Annotated in this window: 16 protein-coding genes; 8 read left to right on the top strand and 8 right to left on the bottom strand. The window is 69.3% G+C overall.

From position 1 onward, the window contains the following. Nucleotides 1-257: 257 nt before the first annotated feature. A complete protein-coding gene (locus MKK65_RS10460) occupies nt 258-2837 on the bottom strand; it encodes an ABC transporter permease (RefSeq protein ID WP_243957523.1) in 2580 nt (859 codons plus the stop codon). Further along, nucleotides 2837-3538, bottom strand: a complete 702-nt coding sequence (locus tag MKK65_RS10455; protein WP_409565401.1) for an ABC transporter ATP-binding protein — start codon at nt 3536-3538, stop codon at nt 2837-2839. Before MKK65_RS10455 ends, MKK65_RS10460 begins: the two co-directional genes overlap by 1 nt. A gap of 201 nt (nt 3539-3739) precedes the next feature. On the opposite strand from MKK65_RS10455, the gene MKK65_RS10450 reads away from it, so the two are divergent. Together MKK65_RS10450 and thpR are read left to right on the top strand one after the other, a co-directional pair. Next, nucleotides 3740-4339 carry an arylesterase gene (locus tag MKK65_RS10450; protein WP_243957521.1) on the top strand — a complete coding sequence of 200 codons (600 nt, stop codon included), beginning with the start codon at nt 3740-3742 and terminating at the stop codon, nt 4337-4339. Next, on the top strand, nt 4339-4878 hold the full coding sequence (gene thpR / locus MKK65_RS10445; protein WP_243957520.1) for an RNA 2',3'-cyclic phosphodiesterase: 540 nt from the start codon (nt 4339-4341) through the stop codon (nt 4876-4878). Before MKK65_RS10450 ends, thpR begins: the two co-directional genes overlap by 1 nt. 4 nt (nt 4879-4882) lie before the next feature. Here thpR and coaA read toward each other — a convergent pair whose 3' ends face one another. From coaA to MKK65_RS10430, 3 genes are all read right to left on the bottom strand, one after another. Next, entirely contained in the window at nt 4883-5872 is a 990-nt protein-coding gene (coaA, locus tag MKK65_RS10440) for a type I pantothenate kinase (RefSeq protein ID WP_058191975.1), read from the bottom strand. Continuing rightward, complete coding sequence (locus MKK65_RS10435; protein WP_058191976.1) at nt 5869-6192, bottom strand: phosphoribosyl-ATP diphosphatase; 324 nt, start codon at nt 6190-6192, stop codon at nt 5869-5871. The genes coaA and MKK65_RS10435 overlap by 4 nt, the downstream gene beginning before the upstream one ends. A gap of 156 nt (nt 6193-6348) precedes the next feature. Next, the gene (locus tag MKK65_RS10430; protein ID WP_243957519.1) at nt 6349-7296 is read right to left on the bottom strand and encodes an aspartate carbamoyltransferase catalytic subunit; all 948 of its coding nucleotides are present in this window, start codon (nt 7294-7296) and stop codon (nt 6349-6351) included. A gap of 167 nt (nt 7297-7463) precedes the next feature. Here MKK65_RS10430 and MKK65_RS10425 point away from each other — a divergent pair, with 167 nt between their 5' ends. The 3 genes from MKK65_RS10425 (at nt 7464) to topA (ending at nt 12318) form a co-directional block, all read left to right on the top strand. Beyond that, the gene (locus MKK65_RS10425; protein WP_243957619.1) at nt 7464-8327 is read left to right on the top strand and encodes a cytochrome b/b6 domain-containing protein; all 864 of its coding nucleotides are present in this window, start codon (nt 7464-7466) and stop codon (nt 8325-8327) included. Continuing rightward, on the top strand, nt 8324-9274 hold the full coding sequence (locus tag MKK65_RS10420) for a molybdopterin-dependent oxidoreductase (RefSeq protein WP_243957518.1): 951 nt from the start codon (nt 8324-8326) through the stop codon (nt 9272-9274). Before MKK65_RS10425 ends, MKK65_RS10420 begins: the two co-directional genes overlap by 4 nt. Before the next feature lie 356 nt (nt 9275-9630). Further along, a complete protein-coding gene (topA, locus tag MKK65_RS10415) occupies nt 9631-12318 on the top strand; it encodes a type I DNA topoisomerase (RefSeq protein WP_243957517.1) in 2688 nt (895 codons plus the stop codon). 45 nt (nt 12319-12363) lie between these two features. On the opposite strand, the gene MKK65_RS10410 is transcribed toward topA, so the two are convergent. Then, nucleotides 12364-12552: a hypothetical protein gene (locus MKK65_RS10410; RefSeq protein ID WP_243957516.1), complete on the bottom strand. Its 189-nt coding sequence runs from the start codon at nt 12550-12552 to the stop codon at nt 12364-12366. Between the two features lie 342 nt (nt 12553-12894). On the opposite strand from MKK65_RS10410, the gene parE reads away from it, so the two are divergent. After that, nucleotides 12895-14955 (top strand): DNA topoisomerase IV subunit B, encoded by a 2061-nt coding sequence (gene parE, locus MKK65_RS10405; RefSeq protein WP_243957515.1) that lies wholly within the window; start codon nt 12895-12897, stop codon nt 14953-14955. 194 nt (nt 14956-15149) lie between these two features. Here the strand turns inward: parE and MKK65_RS10400 are convergent, their stop codons facing one another. Both MKK65_RS10400 and MKK65_RS10395 read right to left on the bottom strand, forming a co-directional pair. After that, nucleotides 15150-15638: a PRC-barrel domain-containing protein gene (locus MKK65_RS10400; RefSeq protein ID WP_058191981.1), complete on the bottom strand. Its 489-nt coding sequence runs from the start codon at nt 15636-15638 to the stop codon at nt 15150-15152. A gap of 176 nt (nt 15639-15814) precedes the next feature. After that, the gene (locus MKK65_RS10395; RefSeq protein WP_058191982.1) at nt 15815-16678 is read right to left on the bottom strand and encodes an outer membrane protein; all 864 of its coding nucleotides are present in this window, start codon (nt 16676-16678) and stop codon (nt 15815-15817) included. 416 nt (nt 16679-17094) lie between these two features. Here MKK65_RS10395 and MKK65_RS10390 point away from each other — a divergent pair, with 416 nt between their 5' ends. Together MKK65_RS10390 and MKK65_RS10385 are read left to right on the top strand one after the other, a co-directional pair. Beyond that, nucleotides 17095-17445: a hypothetical protein gene (locus MKK65_RS10390; protein WP_243957514.1), complete on the top strand. Its 351-nt coding sequence runs from the start codon at nt 17095-17097 to the stop codon at nt 17443-17445. A 184-nt stretch (nt 17446-17629) separates the two neighbouring features. Continuing rightward, nucleotides 17630-19234, top strand: coding sequence for a DEAD/DEAH box helicase (locus tag MKK65_RS10385; RefSeq protein WP_243957512.1), 1605 nt, complete (start codon nt 17630-17632; stop codon nt 19232-19234). The last annotated feature ends 85 nt before the right edge of the window (nt 19235-19319 follow it).

Below are 19319 nucleotides of genomic sequence, written 5' to 3'. Positions count from 1 at the left end.
CTGGCGCCAGGCTGGCACCTCGAACAGGAATATGTTGCGCGGCCGCCGCCCACACAAGTCCCCGGCCACGGTTGCGACGTCGCTTTTCGGGGCCTCGACGATGTATTTTTGTCCATAAAGTCAGGGATTAAAAGCGATTCCTGCGATCGCGGGCGTCCGTTCGACTGGTGGTTGCCCAGATCCTGCCAGTCCGATGTCTCGGCCGCGAAGTCTTAACCATCCGCCGCGGCCGATCGCAGCTCTGCGAAGACCAGGCGCTAGGTCTGCCGGAGATACGGTGCCGGCTTCTGTCCCAATATGCGCCATGTGCCGGTCAGACCGAGCAGGATCGCCAGTGCCACCGCTGCGCTCGCCGCGATCAGCGCCCCCGACAGGTCGAGGCGGAAGTCGAGGTGCATGACCTTCGCGACGATCACCCATCCGGCGACGCTGCCGGCGGCGAGGCCGAACAGGGCGGTGGCCAATCCCAGAGCCGCGTACTCGATCGCGTAGGCGGCGAGCAGCCGGGCACGGCTGGCGCCGAGCACCTTGAGAACGACGGCATCGTAGAGCCGGGCCCGGTGACCCGCCGCGATGGCGCCGGCCAGCACGAACAGGCTCGCCAGCACCGCCACGGCGCTCGCCCCCCGGATCGCCAGGACCAGCCGGCCGACGAGGTCGCCGATCGCGTCGAGCGCGTCCTTGACCCGCACGGCGCTCACCGACGGGAACGTCTTGGCCACATCGCGCAGGATGCGGTTCTCGGCGCCGGCATCGGTGCCGCCCGGGAGCGACAGGGTGGCGAGGTCCGAATGCGGCGCGCCCCGGAAGGTGCCGGGCGAGAACACCATCACAAAGTTGATGCCGAGGTTGCGCCATTCGACCCGACGCAGGTTGAAGATCGTCGCCGTGAGGTCGCGGCCGAGCACGTTGACGGTGACGCTGTCGCCGACCTTCAGCCCGAGCTGCCGAGCAAGCTCGGCCTCGAACGAAACGAGGGGCTTGGCCCCCTGCTCAGGGCTCCACCAGGCGCCCTCCGTGAGGGTCGAGCCCTCCGGCACCATGTCGGCGTAGGTGATGCCGCGGTCGCCGTCGAGAACCCAGGCGGCGTCCTCCGGGGGGCGGATCTTATTGGCCGGCACGCCGTTCAGGGCGACGATCCGGCCGCGCATCATCGGCACGTCCTCGATCTTGCCGTTGGGCGCCGAGCGCGCCAGGAACGCCCGGAACTCGGCGGCGTCCCGGGATGGGATATCGAGGAAGAACAGGTTCGGCGCCTTCGCCGGCAGGGTCGCGCTGATCGTCCGACGGACATTGGCGTCGATCAGGCTGAGGGTGACCAGCAGCGTCACGCCGAGGCCCAGGGACAGGACGATGGCGGGGGTCAGCGCCCCCGGCCGGTGGAGATTCGCCAGCGCCATCCGGGGCGCCGGCCAGCGCGGATGCGGCAGGCGACGCGCCAGCGCCATCAGGCCGAGCGCCACCCCGTGCAGGAGGGTGAAGGCGATGGCCGCAGCTGCGATGAAGATCAGCGCCACCCGCCGGTCGAACGCCGTGCCGACCGACAGGCCGACCAGGGCCGCGAGACTGAGGGCGAGCCACACCCGGTAGCGCCAGCGCGGGCTGACCCGGGCCGGATCGACCGTGTCGCGGAACAGGCCGGAGACCGGGACGTCGTGGGCGCGGCCGAGCGGCGTGATCGCGAATGCGAAGGCGGTGAGCAGCCCGTAGGCGGCGGCGAGCGCCAACTCACCCGGGGCGAGTGTCGGGTTCAGCGGCAGGGGCAGGTCGGCGGAGAACAGCGCGTCCAGCAGAAACGGCAGGCTCGCCCCGACGGTGAGCCCGATCAGCGTGCCGATCCCGGCGATCAGCATCACTTGCGTGAGATAGAGGCCGACCACCTGCGAGCCCGGCGCGCCGACGCTCTTGAGCGTCGCGATCGAGGGCCGCTTGCGCTCCACGAAGGCGTGGACGGCGTTGCCGACGCCGACGCCGCCGACGATCAGCGCGGTCAGACCCACCAGGGTCAGGAACTGGGTGAAGCGCTCGATGCTCTTGGCAAAGCGTGGATCGGCGTTGCTGCGCGACCGGATTTCCCAACCGGCCTCCGGGGTCGCGGCGCGGATCCGTGCCTGCGCGGCGTCGAGGTCGGAATCCTGGGCGGCGTCCTTGGGCAGGACGATGCGGTAGCTCCAGCGGTTGAGGCTGCCGGGCTGGACCAGGCCGGTTGCCCGCAGGGTCGGCTCCGAGATCATCAGCCGCGGGCCGAAGCCGATGCCGCCGGCGATCTTGTCGGGCTCGGACGTCAGCGTGCCGCGGATCGCGACATCATGGCCGGCCAGGGCGATTCGGTCGCCGACCTTCACATCGAGGCGGGTGAGCAGCGCCGGATCCGCCAGGGCGCCCGGCACCCCGTCCCGCGCTGCCAGCAAATCGGCGAGCCGGCCCGGCGGCTCGGTGACGAGCTCGCCGGCCGCCGGATAGGTCGCGGGATCGACGGCCTTCAGCTCGACCAACGCGGCGTCTCCGCTGCCCGCCACCGCCATCGCGCGCAGGGACGCCACCGCGTCGACCCGACCCTCGTGCGACAGGGCCTGCCGCTCCGGGTCGGTCGCCTCGCGATTGATCAGATTGTAGGCGAGGTCGCCCCCGAGGATCCGCCGCCCCTCGCGGCCGAGGCCGTCGGAGAGCGAGCGCGAGATCGATGCCACCCCGGCGATCGCCGCGACGCCGAGCGCGATGCAGGCGAGGAATACCCCGAAGCCGGATAGGCCGGCGCGCAATTCGCGCACGCCCAGGCGCAACGTGAGCGGGATGCGGCGGGGGGAAGGTTCGGGGCGGGAGACCGTGCCGTGCATCAGGCGCTCACCGCCTCCTCGATCCGGCCCGAGCGCAGGCGCACGGTGCGGTCGCACAGGCGGGCGAGGCCGTTGTCGTGGGTGACGAGGACCAGGGTGGCGCCCCGGTCGCGCTTGAGCCGGAACAGCAGGTCGACGATCTGGCGGCCGGTGGCCTCGTCGAGATTGCCGGTGGGTTCGTCCGCCACCAGGATCGCCGGATCCGGAGCGACCGCCCGGGCGATGGCGACGCGCTGCTGCTCGCCCCCCGAGAGCTGCGCCGGGTAATGGTGCAGGCGATGGCCGAGGCCGACCGCCTCCAGCTCTGCGCGGGCCCGCTCCAGCGCGCCGGGCCGGTCGGCCAGTTCCAGGGGCAACGCCACGTTCTCGAGCGCCGTCATGGTCGGCACGAGGTGGAAGGCCTGGAACACGATGCCGATGCGCCGGCCCCGGAAGCGGGCGAGCGCGTCTTCGTCGAGGCGGGCGAGATCGGTGTCCTCGATCACGACGCCGCCGGAATCCGGTCGCTCCAGGCCGGCCATCACCATCAGCAGGGTCGACTTGCCCGAGCCCGAGGGGCCGACCAGCCCCACCGCTTCGCCGCGATCGACGCTGAGCGAGATGCCGCGCAGGACGTGGACCCGGGCGGCGCCGCGGCCGAGGCTGAGATCGATGTCGGACAACGCGATCGCCGGCTCGCGCAGCACCTTGCCGTGGCTCACGGGGCGGACGATCTGTGGACGATGACGAGCATGGCGCGCGAGGTCCTGACTTGGCTTCGAACTTGGCTGCGAACTTGGCTGCACGGGCCGTTGATGCACCGCGATATGGGGGGCGCATTGGGGCCGCGCCATGACGGCGCCCGCCGCGCGCGGCGAGCCGCCCTGTTTGTCGCAGCGCTAGCGGGTCTGATGGTCCCTTCCATGACAGCGACGCACGCGGCGCCCGGCGATCCGATCAAGCTGGTCGCCCTGGGCGATAGCCTCACCGCCGGCTACCGTCTGCCGTCGGACGCCGCCTTCCCGACCGTGCTGGAGCGCCTGCTCAAGGCCAAGGGCGCGGACGTGACCGTGGCCAATGCCGGCGTCTCCGGCGATACCGCCACGGGCGGGCTCGACCGGGTCGACTGGTCGGTGCCGGACGGGACCGCCGGGGTGATCCTCGAACTCGGCGCCAACGACATGCTGCGCGGCACCGACCCGAAGGTCACCGAGGGGGCGCTCGCGGCGATCATCGAGCGGCTGAAGGCCCGGGGGATCCCGGTGCTGCTGACCGGCATGCAGGCCGCGCCCAATCTCGGCCCGGACTACAAGGCGCGGTTCGACGCGATCTTCCCGAACCTCGCCAAGCGCTACGACCTGATCCTCTACCCGTTCTTCCTCGACGGGATCATCGGCGACCGGGCCCAGCACCTCGACGACGGGTTGCACCCGAACCGGCAGGGCGTGGAGACCATCGCGACCCGGATTCTCCCCACCGTCGAGACGTTTCTAGGGGAGCTCCGGGAGGGAGCGTCGCGCTGATGCCGCGGCTGTTCACCGGGCTCGCCGTGTCACCCGAGGTCGCGGAGGCGCTGCGGCTCTACCGGGGCGGCCTGCCGGGCGCGCGCTGGATCGAGCCCGGCGATTACCACGTCACGCTGCGGTTCCTCGGCGATGTCGCGATGTCCATGGCTGAGGACGTGCTGGAGGCGATGGCCGAGATGCGGGTGCGCGCCGCCTTCCCGGTGACGCTCGACGGGCTCGGCATCTTCGGCGGCGACCGGCCGCGGGCGCTCTACGCCTCGGTGGTGCCGAGCCCGGAGCTGATCGATCTCCAGGCGGAGCAGGAGCGGTTGGTGCGGCGCGCCGGCGTCGAGCCGGAGCGCCGAAAATTCACCCCGCACGTCACCTTGGCGCGCCTGAAGCGCGAGGCTAGCCCGGAGGCGGTGGCGATGTACCTCTCGCAAGCTCCGGCTTTCGCGCCCCTGGCCTTCACCGCCGACCGGGTGACGCTGTTCTCGGCCAAGGAATCGACCGGGGGCGGGCCGTACCTGGCGGAGGCGGAGTTTCCGTTCGTGTGATGGACTAAAGCCGCCGCAACGCCACGCTCTCGATCCGGTGGCTCGCGCCCTTGGTCAGAATCAGGCTCGCCCTCTGGCGTGTGGGTAAAATATTCTCGCGCAGGTTCGGCAGGTTGATGGTCGTCCAGAGCCGGTCGGCGATGTCGAGCGCTTCGGGCTCCGGCACCTCGGCGTATTTGCGGAAGTAGGAGCGGGGGTCGCGGAAGGCGGTCTGGCGCAGGCGCATGAACCGGGTGACGTACCAGCGATGCAGGTCGTCCTCGTGGCCGTCGAGGTAGATCGAGAAGTCGAAGAAGTCGGACACGAACGGGATCGCGGTGCCGTCCCGCGGCAGGCGGGCGGGCTGGAGCACGTTCAGGCCCTCGACGATCAGGATGTCGGGGCTCTCCACCACCCGCTCCTCCCCGGGCACCCGGTCGTAGACCAGATGGGAGTAGAGCGGCGCGGTCACACGCTTGTGGCCGGCCTTGACGTCGTGGAGGAAGCGCAGCAGCGCGGCGGTATCGTAGCTCTCGGGAAAGCCCTTGCGCTCCATCAGGCCGTGCTCGGCCAATTCGGCATTGGGCAGGAGGAAACCGTCCGTGGTGACGAGGTCGACCTTCGGGGTGTTGGGCCAGCGGGCCAGCAGCGCGGCCAGGATGCGGGCGGTGGTCGACTTGCCCACCGCCACCGAGCCGGCCAGCCCGATGATGTAGGGGGCCTTGGTCTCGCGCTCGGCCAGCAGGAAGCGCTGCGTCGCCTTGAACAGGCCCTGTGTCGCCGCGACGTAGAGCGAGAGCAGCCGCGACAGCGGCAGGTAGATCGCCACCACCTCCTCGACCGAGATCGGGTCGTTGATCGATTGCAGCCGCTCGATATCCTCGGCCTTCAGCGTCAGCGGCGTGTCGGCGCGCAGCTGGGCCCATTCCTCGCGGCTGAAGCGACGGTAGGGCGAGAGCCGGTCCGATTCATCGAGGATCGCCTCGACCGAGCCCGGCAGCGCGGCTGCGTTCACGCGGGGCGCCTCGCGGCCTTCTCGGCAAGCCCACTCTGCGCGGTGCGACGCTCCAGCTCCGCCATGACGGCATCGAGCTCGACGCCCCCGGCCCGGAGCAGCACCATGAGGTGGTAGAGCACGTCCGCGGCCTCGTTCCGCAGGCCGGTCTTGTCCCCCTGTACGGCCGCGATGGCCGCCTCCACGGCTTCCTCGCCGAGCTTCTTGGCCGCCTTGGCGGGTCCCTCGGACAGGAGCTTGGCCGTGTAGGAGGTCTCCGGATCGGTCCCGGCGCGGCTCGCGACGAGCTTGGCGAGATCGGCGAGCGTGTAGGCGGTCATGAAGCGGTCTGCATGTGAGATCGGCCCTGATGGTTCGGCCGAGGCCGTATTCGGCAGGAAACTGCGCTACGGCCGCCCCGCGGGCAAGCCGCAGGTGAGAAAGCGGCCCGGCTTTGTCCGACTTATGCTTGATTTCGATCGCTTCGGGTCGCGGTTTCAGCCGTTCGGCAGGTGCCGTGCCAGCGCCTCCAGCACGGCCATACGCACCGCCACCCCCATCTCGACCTGCTCGCGGATCAGCGATTGCGCGCCGTCTGCGATCTCCGAGGAAATCTCGACACCGCGGTTCATCGGGCCCGGATGCATCACCAGGGCGTCGGGCTTGGCCAGCGCCAGCTTCTCGCCGTCGAGGCCGAAATAGCGGAAATACTCCTTCACGGAGGGCACGAACGAGCCGTTCATGCGCTCACGCTGGAGGCGCAGCATCATCACGATGTCGCAACCGTCCAGGCCCTTGCGCATATCCGTGAAGGTCTCGACCCCGAAGCGGGTGATTCCGGCGGGCAACAGGGTCGAGGGGGCGATCAGGCGCACCCGCGCGCCCATGGCCTGAAGCAGAATGATGTTCGACCGCGCCACCCGCGAATGCAGGACGTCGCCGCAGATCGCCACCTGAAGGCCCTCGATCCGGCCCTTGTTGCGGCGGATCGTCAGCGCATCCAGCAAGGCCTGAGTCGGATGCTCGTGGGCACCGTCACCGGCATTGACCACGGCGCAATCGACCTTGCGGGCCAAGAGGTGCACGGCGCCTGCCGATTCGTGGCGCACGACGATGATGTCCGGCCGCATGGCGTTCAGCGTCGCCGCGGTGTCGATCAGGGTCTCGCCCTTCTTCACCGAGGACGAGGCCACCGACATGTTCATCACGTCGGCGCCGAGCCGCTTGCCGGCCAGCTCGAAGGAGGATTGCGTCCGGGTCGAGGGCTCGAAGAACAGGTTGATCTGGGTGCGGCCCCGAAGCGTCGTGCGCTTCTTCTCGACCTGCCGGGAAATGTCGACGGCGGCATCGGCCGCGTCGAGCAGCCCCTCGATGTCGGGCCGGGTCAGCCCCTCGATGCCGAGGAGGTGCCGGTGCGGGAAGGCCGGGGGCGCGGGGGTCGTCATGATGAGACCGGGGTGTAGGTCCGGCGCGCCGTTCCGGCAAGGCGCGGCTGCCCCTGCGGCCTTTTTTCATCGGTTGGTAACTTGCGCGTCCGCTCCACGTATCAGCCAGATCCGGCGACTTCCGCCCGCCGCCATCCTCGCGAGACGCACGCTTGAGTACTGACAGCTTGGCCGCCGCCCCCGCGCTCGAAGCTCCGGAGACCGTCGACGCCTCGGGGCGCCGCTGGTTCTACCGCCACCCCGTGGTGATCCGGCTGGCCCACTGGATCAATGCCGTGGTGCTTCTGGTGCTGCTGATGAGCGGCCTGCAGATCTTCAACGCCCACCCGGCCCTGTACTGGGGGGCGGTCTCGACCTTCGACGATCCCGCTTTGGCGATCACGAGCGAGCAGGGCCGCGACGGTACGAATCGCGGCGTCGTGACGATCGGCTCGCACAGCTTCGACACGACGGGGGTGCTCGGCCTGTCCCGGGAGGGCGGCACCGCCGTGGACCGCGCCTTCCCGTCCTGGGCGACCCTCCCGGCGGATCAGGACCTCACGACGGGACGACGCTGGCATTTCCTGTTCGCGTGGTTTCTGGTGATCAACGGTGCGGTCTATCTGCTCTACGGGCTGTTCAGCGGCCAGCTCCGGCGCCGCCTGATTCCGGACGGTGATCAGATCCGCGACTTCGGCGGCTCGGTGAAAGAGCACCTCTTGCTGCGCTTCCCGGAAGGCGAGGAGGCCAAGCGCTACAACGTCATCCAGAAGCTCACCTATTTCGTCGTCGTGCTGGGGCTGCTGCCCGCGATGGTGCTGGCCGGGCTCGCCATGTCCCCCGGGGTCGATGCGGCCTGGCACTGGCTGCCGGACCTGTTCGGCGGGCGGCAATCGGCGCGCACCATTCACTTCATCGCCGCCGGGCTGCTGGTGCTCTTCGTGGTCGTCCACGTGTTGCTCGTGCTGGTCTCCGGCCTGGCCAACAATATGCGCGGCATGCTCACCGGCTGGTTCAGCCTCGGCCGTCCCGAGAAGGAGACCGCGCGATGACACTGCACCGCCGCAAGTTGCTCACCGTCGGCGCCGGCTTGGCCGGAACCGCCCTGCTCGGTGGCTGCGATCGCTTCGCCGGGACGGAGACCGGTCGTCGTACCCTCAAGGTCGGCGAGGACGCCAATCTGTATGTCCAGCGCCTGCTCATGTCGCCCACCACGCTGGCTCGGGAATTCCCGGCCGCGATGATCTCGCCCTGGTTCAAGCCGAACGGAACCATCGACCCGCCGGACCGTGAGTTTCGCGCTTTGGCGGCGAAAAAATTCGCGGATTTCAAATTGACGATCAACGGGTTGGTGCAGACGCCGCTGTCACTCAGCCTCGCGGATCTGCGTGGGCTGCCGGGTCGTACGCAGGTGACCCGCCACGATTGCGTCGAGGGCTGGAGTTGCATCGGTCAATGGTCCGGGGTGCCGCTCGCCGAACTGTTGAACCGGGCCGGTCTCAAGCCGCAGGCGCGCTACGCCGTGTTCCACTGCGCCGACACGTTGGAATATGCCGGCGGCGGTCTCGAGGGCGGTGACGGCGCCTCGCTGTGGCGCCCGGAGCATCCGGGCCATGTCCGTGACGGCTACATCCAACTCGCCGCCGCCGAGGATTGGGGCGGCGCGCCGACCGCGACTGACGCGCCCAAGGACGATTGGGGCCAGGGCGCGCCGGAGCCGGAGGCGCCCGAGGATAAGCGCACGCCGATCCGCTACTACGAGAGCATCGACCTGTTCGACGCCTTCAACCCGCAGACGATCCTGGCCTACGACCTCAACGGCAAGCCGCTGCCGGTCTCGAACGGCGCGCCCCTGCGCCTGCGGGTTGAGCGCCAGCTCGGCTACAAGCAGGCCAAATACGTGATGCGGGTCGAGCTGGTGGAGTCGCTGGCGGGCTTCGGCCAGGGCGGCGGCGGTTATTGGGAAGATCGCGGCTACGAGTGGTACGCGGGGATCTGAACCGGGCGAGGACACTCCGCCGTCATTGCGAGTGCAGCGAAGCAACCCAGTGTGGCGCGCGATCCCCGTGTGTTGCGCTTCCCTAGCTTGCTTCGCTGCGCTCGCAATGACGGCGCGAGGCAAGCCAGCCGGGTCGTCGATAATCGCCTTCGATCCGCAATCCTGTCGGATTCGCGCGCCGCAGACGACAGCGCCCGGCAGGCCGTTCGGCGACCGTCGCCATTTGACAACCCGCCCCTCGTAACCCACTTGTCCCCGGCGCGCGGCCCCGGCCCGACGGCGGGCACTCGTCCCACGCGAATTTCGAACAGAATTCGTCCGTCGCGCCCAGGCTCCGTCGAGGGGCAGAGGTCTGAATGAAAGTCGTCGTCGTCGAGTCGCCGGCCAAAGCCAAGACGATCAATAAGTATCTTGGCCGCGACTATGAGGTGATCGCCTCCTTCGGGCACATCCGCGACCTGCCGGCCAAGGACGGCTCGGTCGATCCCGAGCAGGATTTCCACATGGTCTGGGAACTCGCGGACCGCGGCGCCAGCCGGGTCAGCGAGATCGCCAAGGCCTGCAAGGGCGCGGACAAGCTGATTCTGGCCACCGACCCGGATCGCGAGGGCGAGGCGATCTCCTGGCACGTCCTGGAGGCGCTGAACGCCCGCAAGGCGCTCAAAGGCATCCCGGTCGAGCGCGTCACGTTCAACGCCATCACCAAGGCCTCGGTCGAGGCGGCGATGCGCAAGCCGCGCGAGATCGACCAAGCGCTGGTGGACGCCTACCTGGCGCGCCGGGCGCTCGACTACCTCGTCGGGTTCAACCTCTCGCCGGTGCTGTGGCGCAAACTCCCCGGCGCCCGCTCGGCCGGCCGCGTGCAATCGGTGGCTTTGCGGCTGGTGGTCGAGCGCGAGATGGAGATCGAGAGCTTCAAGCCGCGCGAGTACTGGTCGCTCGTCGCGACCCTCACCACCACGGATGGCGCGACCTTCGAGGCCCGCCTGGTCGGGGCGGACGGCAAGCGGATCCAGCGCCTCGATGTCGGCACCGGTGACGCGGCGGCCGCGTTCAAGCGCGACCTCGAACTCGCGACCTTCCAGGTGGCGAGCGTCGAGGCCAAGCCGGCCAAGCGCCATCCGCAGCCGCCCTTCACCACCTCCACGTTGCAGCAGGAAGCATCGCGAAAACTCGGGATGGCGCCGGCGCAGACCATGCGGGTCGCGCAGCGCCTCTACGAGGGCGTCGATGTCGGCGGCGAGACGGTCGGCATCATCACCTACATGCGGACCGACGGCGTCGACATGGCGCCGGAGGCGATCCAGGACACCCGCAAGGTCATCGGCAAGGAGTTCGGCGACCGCTACGTGCCGGACGTGCCGCGCAAGTACAGCGTCAAGGCCAAGAACGCGCAGGAGGCCCACGAGGCCGTGCGGCCGACCGATATGAGCCGCCTGCCCAAGATGGTGGCGCGCCATCTCGAGCCGGAGCAGGCCAAGCTCTACGACCTGATCTGGACCCGCACCATGGCGAGCCAGATGGAATCGGCCGAGCTGGAGCGCACCACCGTGGACGTCACGGCGAGCGTCGGCCCGCGCCGGATCGACCTGCGCGCCACCGGCCAGGTCGTGAAGTTCGACGGCTTCCTGGCCCTGTACCAGGAGGGCAAGGACGACGAGGAGGACGAGGAGGGCAGTCGCCTTCCCCCGATGAAGGCCGGCGATCCCCTCACCCGTGAGCGCATCACCTCGACCCAGCACTTCACCGAGCCGCCGCCGCGCTATTCCGAGGCGAGCCTGGTCAAGCGCATGGAGGAGCTCGGCATCGGCCGACCCTCGACCTACGCCGCCGTTCTCCAGACCCTTCGGGATCGTGAGTACGTCAAAATCGAAAAAAAGCGGCTGCAGCCGGAGGACAAGGGGCGCCTCGTCACCGGCTTCTTGGAGAGCTTCTTCCGGCGCTACGTCGAGTACGATTTCACGGCCGACCTCGAAGGCCAGCTCGATCGGGTCTCCAACGCCGAGATCGACTGGCGAGCGGTGCTGCGCGACTTCTGGAAGGACTTCTCCGCGGCGATCGGGGAGACCAAGGAACTGCGCGTCACCGACGTGCTGGAGGCGCTCAACGGCTTGCTCGGTCCGCACATCTTCCCCGACCGGGGCGACGGCGCGAACCCGCGCACCTGCACGGTCTGCGGCACCGGCCAGCTCTCGTTGAAGCTCGGCAAGTTCGGCGCCTTCATCGGCTGTTCGAACTACCCGGAGTGCAAGTACACCCGCCAGCTCTCGGCCTCGGGCGTCGACGGCGACGGGGACGGCTCCTCGGGCGAGGGCGGCCAGCCGGGCGTCCGGGTGCTGGGCGACGATCCCGTGACCGGCATGCCGGTGACGATCCGCGACGGGCGTTTCGGGCCGTTCGTCCAGCTCGGCGAAGCCTCCACGGAGAAGGACGTGGCGAAGCCGAAGCGCTCTTCGCTGCCGAAGGGGCTCTCGCCCTCCTCGGTCGATCTGGACAAGGCGCTCGCCCTGCTGTCGCTGCCGCGCGAGGTGGCACGCCACCCCGAGACCGGCGAGCCGATCCTGGCCAATCTCGGCCGGTTCGGGCCCTACGTGCAGCACGGAAAGACCTACGCCAATCTCGGCAAGGACGACGACGTGCTGGAGGTCGGTGCCAACCGGGCCATCGACCTGATCGTCGCCAAGGAACAGGGCGGCGGCCGCGGCCGGGCTGCCGCCGATCCGGGGCGGCCGCTCGGCAAGGACGAGACGAGCGGGCGGGACCTCGTGGTCAAGGCCGGCAAGTATGGCCCCTACGTCACCGATGGCGAGGTCAATGCGACGTTGCCGAAGACGATGAATTCCGAGGCCCTGACCCTCGACGAGGCGATCGCGCTGGTGAACGCCAAGCGGGCGTCGGGCGGGGGTAAGCCGGCCAAGCGGAGCTCGGCCCGGAAGGCGCCGGCGCGGGCCGCGGCGGCCGACAAGAAGCCGGCGGCGAAGAAGGCCCCTGCGAAGAAGCCGGCGGCCAAGAAGAGTCCGGCGAAGAAATCGGGCGCTGGCTGACGGCCGCGCCCGATCCCGGCGAAGAATTGGCGCGCTGTCCTCGCGTTATGCCAGATAGGTGATGGTCGCCGCCAGGGCGGTGGCGACGGTCGCCAGCGCGATGGTCAGGCCGTTCACGAGAAAGCGGGCGGGCGGCACGGACACCGCCTCCTCGATGCACCCGAACGCCGTGCCGGCGGCGTGCTCGAAACGGATCAGGGTGAGGCGGCGGGCCTCGATCGCGGCGTTGCTCATCGACGGCGGCTCCCGGACCACGGTCAAGCTCTTTCCCGATCAAACGCGGCCGGGGCCGCGCGGTTCCGATCCGGGCGACAGCTGAGAAAGCCTTAACCCACGATTGTGCAACGTAGCGATGACGGCTCCATCGCGCCGAACTGGCGACGCCCCTCGCTCGCGGCGGCGCAGCATGCGATGATACGGCGGTTCGGCGACGCACCGAACGCCCTGGATGTTTCTGTTTTGTTCCGCTATGATGCGGGGATGAAGGCGCATGCTGCACGCTCCCAGGCCGGTCCGGCCGACACCCGTCCGCATGATACCGAGCCGGCCAGCGTGCCGCGTTCGCGGAGGCCGCGCGTGAGCGATCCGGCACGCGAGCTGTTCGGCCCCGGCGCGAAGCCGCCTGCCGCGCGTCCGGCGGAGCCGCGGCGGCGGCTCGCGGAATCGGCTTCGGTCCCGACCATCGCGGCGGCCGAGCCCGAGGCCGGCTACACCGCCTCCGACATCGAGGTGCTGGAGGGGCTTGAGCCGGTCCGGCGCCGGCCCGGCATGTATATCGGTGGCACCGACGAGCGGGCACTGCATCACCTCTTCGCCGAGGTGATCGACAATTCCATGGACGAGGCGGTGGCCGGCCATGCCAGCTTCATCGAGGTCGAGCTGGAGGAATCCGGCTCCCTCGTGATCACCGACAACGGCCGCGGCATCCCGGTGGATCCGCACCCGAAATTCCCCGGCAAGTCGGCGCTCGAAGTCATCATGACGACGCTGCATGCGGGCGGAAAATTCGACTCGAAGGTCTACGAGACCTCCGGCGGCCTGCACGGCGTCGGCATCTCGGTGGTCAACGCCCTGTCCGACCTCCTCGAGGTCGAGGTCGCCCGCAACCAGACCCTCTACCGCCAGACGTTCTCGCGCGGCCATGCCCAGGGGGCGCTGGAACTCGTCGGCCGGGTGCAGAACCGGCGTGGCACCCGGGTGAGGTTCCATCCCGATGCCGAGATCTTCGGCTCGCTGAAGTTCGACCCGCGCCGCCTGTTCAAGATGGCGCGCTCGAAGGCCTACCTGTTCGGCGGCGTCGAGATCCGCTGGCGCTGCGCCCCGGCCCTGCTCGAAGGCCTCGAGGGCGTGCCGGCCGAGGCGGTGCACCGGTTCCCGGACGGGCTGCGCGACTACCTGGCCCGGGACATCGAGGGCAAGGATCTGGTGACCGAGGCGATGTTCACCGGGAAGGTGACCAAGCCCGGCTCCCACGGCTCGCTCGAATGGGCGGTGGCCTGGATGGTCGCGGAGGACGGCTTCTCGCATTCCTATTGCAACACCATCCCGACGCCCGAGGGCGGCACCCACGAGGCGGGCTTAAGGGTCGCGCTGCTGCGGGGCCTGCGCGAGCACGCCGAGCGCGTGAACCAGGCCAAGCGCATGACCGCGGTGACCACCGACGACGTCATGGCGACCTGCGCGTCCATGCTCTCGGTGTTCATCCGCGAGCCGGAATTCCAGGGCCAGACCAAGGACAAGCTCGCCACCGTGGAGGCCCAGCGCATCGTCGAGACGGCGGTGCGCGACGCCTTCGACCATTGGCTCGCCGGCTCCCCGGCCCAGGCCAACAAGCTGCTCGACTGGGTGATCGACCGGGCCGAGGAGCGGCTGCGCCGGCGCCAGGAGAAGGAGGTCGCCCGCAAGAGCGCGACCCGCAAGCTGCGCCTGCCCGGCAAGCTGGCGGATTGCTCGGCCGCCGGCACCGCCGGCTCGGAGATCTTCATCGTCGAGGGCGATTCCGCCGGCGGCTCGGCCAAGCAGGCCCGCGACCGGACCACCCAGGCGATCCTGCCCCTGCGCGGCAAGATCCTCAACGTCGCCTCGGCCTCCCGGGACAAGCTCGGCGCCAACCAGCTGATCTCGGACCTGACGCTGGCGCTCGGCTGCGGTACGGGCTCGGCCTTCCGCGAGACGGATCTGCGCTACGACAAGGTGATCATCATGACGGACGCCGACGTCGACGGCGCCCACATCGCGTCGCTGCTGATCACGTTCTTCTACCGGCAGATGCCCAAGCTGATCGACCGCGGCCATCTCTACCTGGCGATCCCGCCGCTCTACCGGCTGCAGCAGGGCTCCAAGGTGGCCTATGCGCGGGACGACGCCGACCGGGAGCGGATCACCAAGACGGTGTTCAAGGGCGGCAAGGTCGAGATCGGGCGCTTCAAGGGCCTGGGCGAGATGATGCCGGCCCAGCTCAAGGAAACCACCATGGACCCGAAGAAGCGCACGCTCCTGCGGGTCGCGATCCTCGACGAGGCCCGGGAATCGACCGGCGACACGGTGGAACGCCTGATGGGCAACAAGCCGGAGGCCCGCTTCGCCTTCATCAGCGAGCGCGCGGCCTTCGCCGAGGGGGCGGATCTGGATATCTGAAGCGGCGGGGCGCCCGCGGGACTGCGCTCCGTCATTGCGAGCGCAGCGAAGCAACCCAGTTTGGCGCTACGTTTTTCCAGGTCACGCTACCCTGGGTTGCTTCGCTGCGCTTGCAATGACGGCGCGGAAATCGTGGACTGACTTTGAAGCGGCGCGCCTGGATCGCAACCGCATCCAGTCCGGTGCTGGTCAAGCTAATCTGCCGCCATCGCCTTGGCCGGATCGAAGGGGTGGGCGGCCGCCACCGTATCCTTGCTCATGTTGAGCACGGCGGAGAAGCGGTCCCCGCCCGGCCGCAGCACCAGGGCATCAGGCTCCACGGCGATGCGCTTGCTGCCGAGGCCCAGGACACCCCCGACATCCAGCACCACGGCTTTCAGGGCGCCGCCATCGGCGATCAGCAGGTCGTCGATCGTGCCGACATTGTCGCCGGCCGGGTTGCGCACCACGACGCCGATCATCTTGGAGGCCATGAAGGAGGCCGGCTTCAGGCCCTGCCGTTTGGTTGCGGCCTCGGCGCTGGCTGCGGCCATCAGCCGGCCGCCGTCACCGCCACCGGTCGACGTGCCGGGGCCGGTGCCGGGCAGCACCGTCTTGTTGCCGATCACGCTGGCGTCCTGGGCCCGGGCCGGAAGCCCGCCCAAGGCAAGAAGCGCCAGCGGGAGGAGAAAGGTCTTGTGCATCGGGGATCGCTCCGGCGCAGCCGAGCCATCCGCGCGCCGTCGGTGAAAAGCCTCCGTGCCGGTGGCTGTTCCCGTCGCTCCTGTCGCACCGGGCCCTCGGAACGGCAAAGGGCCCGACCTTGCGGCCGGGCCCTTCAGCGGGGCGGCGCCAGCGGGGCTGGCGCCGCCGGTCGGTCTTAGTACGAGCCGAACTTGTAGTTCAGGCCGGCGCGGACGACGGCGAACTCGGTGTTCGCGGCGGCGCCGTTGAGGTAGGCGGTGCCGTTCGGGGCAAGGATGTTGCTGTAGTACACGCCGCCGGCGGTGTTCTTCTGGCGGTCGAGGTTCACGTACAGACCTTCGACCTTCAGGGTCACGGCCGAGGACTTGAAGAAGTTCAGGAACGAGTCGGTGGGCAGGGCGTACTCGAGACCGCCGCCGACGGCGTAGCCGGAGCGGAAGCTGTCGCGGAAGCGGTTGCCAGCGAAGTTCTGGTCATCCTGGCCCGAGCCATAGGCGTAACCGCCGGTGGCGTACACGAGGGTCCGGTCGAAGGCGTAGCCGAGGCGGCCGCGCACGGTGCCGAAGTAGTCGAGGCCGTTGCCGCTGGTGGCGACGAAGGCGCGGGACCCGAAAGCGCCACCCGGGTTGCCCGTGACGCCGTAGTTCAGGGTGCCGTTGGCGCGGCGGGCGAAGTCGACGTACTGGGCGTCAGCCTCGATGCCGACCACGATGCCGGAGCCCGGCGTGAACTGGTAGTTGTAGCCGATCTGCGCGCCGCCGGTGAAGCCGTCGTTGTTGCTGCGGTTGTTGACGCTGACGATGGCGTTGGTGGTCGGCGAATTGATCAGCGAGCCGGCCGGGAGGGCGTAGTTGGTGGTGTTGCGGCTGCTGGCGTCGAAGCCGTAGCCGGCGTTCACGCCGACGTAGAAACCGGTCCAGGTGAACACCGGCACCGGCGTGAACACCGGCGGCGGCGCAGCGCGACGCGGCAGGTCAGCCGCAGACGCGGCGACAGTCATGCCGGCGAGAACGGTCGATGCAAGAAGAACGTTTTTCATGGTGCCATAGGTCCTGGGGTTGGCTTGAGCCGGCTGCCTTCTAGGCGCTCTGGATCGGCGGGTCTGTCGCTTTCCTGCAACAAGCTCGTCGAGACTAGCCCGATCTCGTCAACGAAAGGTGAAGGTTACGCGCACACATTCCCGTCCTGCGCGCGGAACTGTGTATCAGAAGCTGCAGCGTCACTCTGATAAAGACTGAAGATTATTCAGACTCCTTTATCGCGCGGCCGTGGGAACTGGCCGATTCGGCATCGGCATTGATCGCGATCCCGTGATCGGGCGCCGACGGCGGGGTTATAGTGTGGTTCGCTTCGGGCATCCGTGTCCCGGCTCGCGTAAGCCGGTGGTTAACTGCGTTCCCTTTAAGGAGCTGTATCGCCCGTCGCCGGCTCCTCGGCCGGCCGAGAGGATTGGCCATGCTCCCGCCCGCCGAGCGGACCCAGAAAGCGTTCGGGACCCGCCGGCCCCCGATCGCGATGGATATGACCGCATCGTCGGATCGGGTCGCGCGGGCGCCGGACCGGCCCGCGGGATCGCTGGCTTGGGCTTTGCGCATCTCGGCCGTTGTCGGGCTGTTCGCGATTTTCGCGACGCATCAGCTCGCCCGGCTGAGCCGGACCGATCCGGCTCCGGCCCAGTTCGCCCTGGGCGGTCGGGCGCTCCCGGTCGATCCGGAGACGACCGGGTCGGTGACGCCGTCGGGCGCCGCGCGGGCGACGCGTCTCGATCCTTGCCTCTTGCCCGCCCTGGACCGCCAGCACCCCTGATCCCTGTGCGTGGGACCCGGCTGCGCGCATTGCGAGATTGACAAGCCGCGCCAAGCCCCTAACTGACATGCCCATGCGCCCCGCGGCCACGGGAGCGTACGTGCGCCTTATGAGAGCCCTCCCGAGCCGTTGCCGCGACGGTGTCCATCGCGCCGGCCGGGCGCGCAACGGTTCCTGAACGCAGATGCCTTTTTCCGACCTGGGACTGAGCGAGAAAGTCCTGAAAGCCGTCGAGACGGCGGGTTACACCGAGCCGACGCCGATCCAGGCCCAGGCCATTCCCCATGTGCTGGCACGCCGGGACGTCCTCGGCATCGCCCAGACCGGCACCGGCAAGACCGCGGCGTTCACGCTGCCGATGCTGACGCTGCTGGAGAATGGCCGCGCGCGCGCCCGGATGCCCCGCACGCTGATCCTCGAGCCGACCCGCGAGCTGGCGGCGCAGGTGGTCGAGAATTTCGACCGCTACGGCACCAACCACAAGCTCAATGTCGCGCTGATCATCGGCGGCGTGTCCTTCGCGGACCAGGACGCCAAGCTCACCCGCGGCACCGACGTGCTGATCGCGACGCCGGGCCGGCTCCTCGACCATTTCGAGCGCGGCAAGCTGCTGCTCACCGGGGTCGAGTTGCTGGTAATCGACGAGGCCGACCGCATGCTCGACATGGGGTTCATCCCCGATATCGAGCGCATCGTGAAGATGGTGCCGTTCACCCGGCAGACGTTGTTCTTCTCGGCCACCATGCCGCCGGAGATCGAGCGGCTGGCCGACATGTTCCTGCACAACCCGCAGCGGATCGAAGTCGCGCGGCCGGCCTCCACGGCGTCGACCATCACGCAGCGGCTGGTCGCGGTCGGGTCCGAGGGGCATGCCAAGCGCGAGCGCCTGCGCAGCCTGATCCGCGGCGAAGCCGAACTCAACAACGCGATCATCTTCTGCAACCGCAAGCGCGACGTGGCGCTGCTGCAGAAGTCGCTCGTCAGTCACGGCTTCGACGCCGCGGCGCTCCACGGCGACATGGACCAGCGGGCGCGCACCACGGCGCTCGATGCCTTCCGCGCCGGTGAGACCGCCCTGCTGGTCGCCAGCGACGTGGCGGCGCGCGGCCTCGACATCCCGGCGGTGAGCCACGTCTTCAACTTCGACATCCCGCATCACCCGGAGGATTACGTCCACCGGATCGGCCGCACCGGCCGGGCGGGTCGGAGCGGCGCTGCCTACACCCTGGTCGCGCCCGGGGACGATCGCTCGCTCGGCGCCATCGAGGCGCTGATCGGGCAGCCGATTCCCTGGCTGGACGGCGACCTGTCCACGGTCTCCGATGACGCGTCCGCCGATACCGGCACGCGCCATCGCGGCCGGTCGGGCGAGGGACGCGGCGGGCGCCGCGCGGGCAAGTCCGAGGGGCGCGCATCCGAGAAGCGTGCGTCCGAAGGCCGGGCGGTCGAGGGCAGGGCTGCGGACGGCAAGGCTGCGGACGGCAAGGCGTCGTCCGAAGGCAGGCCCGAGGCTCGGTCGACCGAGACCCGATCGTCCGAGGCGCGGTCCGAAAGCCGGTCCAGCGGGCGCGGTTCCGGCGAGGCTGGGGGCCGTCAGCGGTCCCGTGGCGGTTCCGCCGGCGCGCGGGCGGAGGGCCGTCCGGCCCCGCGTCCCGAGCCCGTGCGCGAGGAGCGGGTGCGTGAGGAGCGCGGCCGCCGCAACGAGCCCGACGGCGATACGCCGATCGGTCTCGGCTCACATGTTCCGGCCTTCTTGCTTCGACCAGTCTTGGCAAAGAAAGAGAAGTAACGTCGGGCTTAACGTTCCGGCTACGAACACGCACTAGACTGGTTTTGGGCCGTGTTTAGTAATCCACCGGCGGCCCCGGACCGTG

Origin of the sequence: Methylobacterium sp. J-001, assembly GCF_022829565.1 — a bacterium.
GTDB lineage: Bacteria > Pseudomonadota > Alphaproteobacteria > Rhizobiales > Beijerinckiaceae > Methylobacterium.
The sequence above is the reverse complement of the archived record's forward strand: the minus strand, read 5'-3'. Positions and strand labels throughout refer to the sequence as shown.

What these genes read in the sequence shown, in the direction of transcription:
- MKK65_RS10385 (WP_243957512.1), top strand. Translation starts at nt 17,630, where the DNA reads ATGCCTTTTTCCGACCTGGGACTGAGCGAGAAAGTCCTGAAAGCCGTC.
- MKK65_RS10395 (WP_058191982.1), bottom strand. Translation starts at nt 16,678, where the DNA reads ATGAAAAACGTTCTTCTTGCATCGACCGTTCTCGCCGGCATGACTGTC.
- MKK65_RS10400 (WP_058191981.1), bottom strand. Translation starts at nt 15,638, where the DNA reads ATGCACAAGACCTTTCTCCTCCCGCTGGCGCTTCTTGCCTTGGGCGGG.
- MKK65_RS10390 (WP_243957514.1), top strand. Translation starts at nt 17,095, where the DNA reads ATGCTCCCGCCCGCCGAGCGGACCCAGAAAGCGTTCGGGACCCGCCGG.
- topA (WP_243957517.1), top strand. Translation starts at nt 9,631, where the DNA reads ATGAAAGTCGTCGTCGTCGAGTCGCCGGCCAAAGCCAAGACGATCAAT.
- MKK65_RS10410 (WP_243957516.1), bottom strand. Translation starts at nt 12,552, where the DNA reads ATGAGCAACGCCGCGATCGAGGCCCGCCGCCTCACCCTGATCCGTTTC.
- MKK65_RS10430 (WP_243957519.1), bottom strand. Translation starts at nt 7,296, where the DNA reads ATGACGACCCCCGCGCCCCCGGCCTTCCCGCACCGGCACCTCCTCGGC.
- thpR (WP_243957520.1), top strand. Translation starts at nt 4,339, where the DNA reads ATGCCGCGGCTGTTCACCGGGCTCGCCGTGTCACCCGAGGTCGCGGAG.
- MKK65_RS10460 (WP_243957523.1), bottom strand. Translation starts at nt 2,837, where the DNA reads ATGCACGGCACGGTCTCCCGCCCCGAACCTTCCCCCCGCCGCATCCCG.
- MKK65_RS10435 (WP_058191976.1), bottom strand. Translation starts at nt 6,192, where the DNA reads ATGACCGCCTACACGCTCGCCGATCTCGCCAAGCTCGTCGCGAGCCGC.
- MKK65_RS10420 (WP_243957518.1), top strand. Translation starts at nt 8,324, where the DNA reads ATGACACTGCACCGCCGCAAGTTGCTCACCGTCGGCGCCGGCTTGGCC.
- MKK65_RS10450 (WP_243957521.1), top strand. Translation starts at nt 3,740, where the DNA reads ATGACAGCGACGCACGCGGCGCCCGGCGATCCGATCAAGCTGGTCGCC.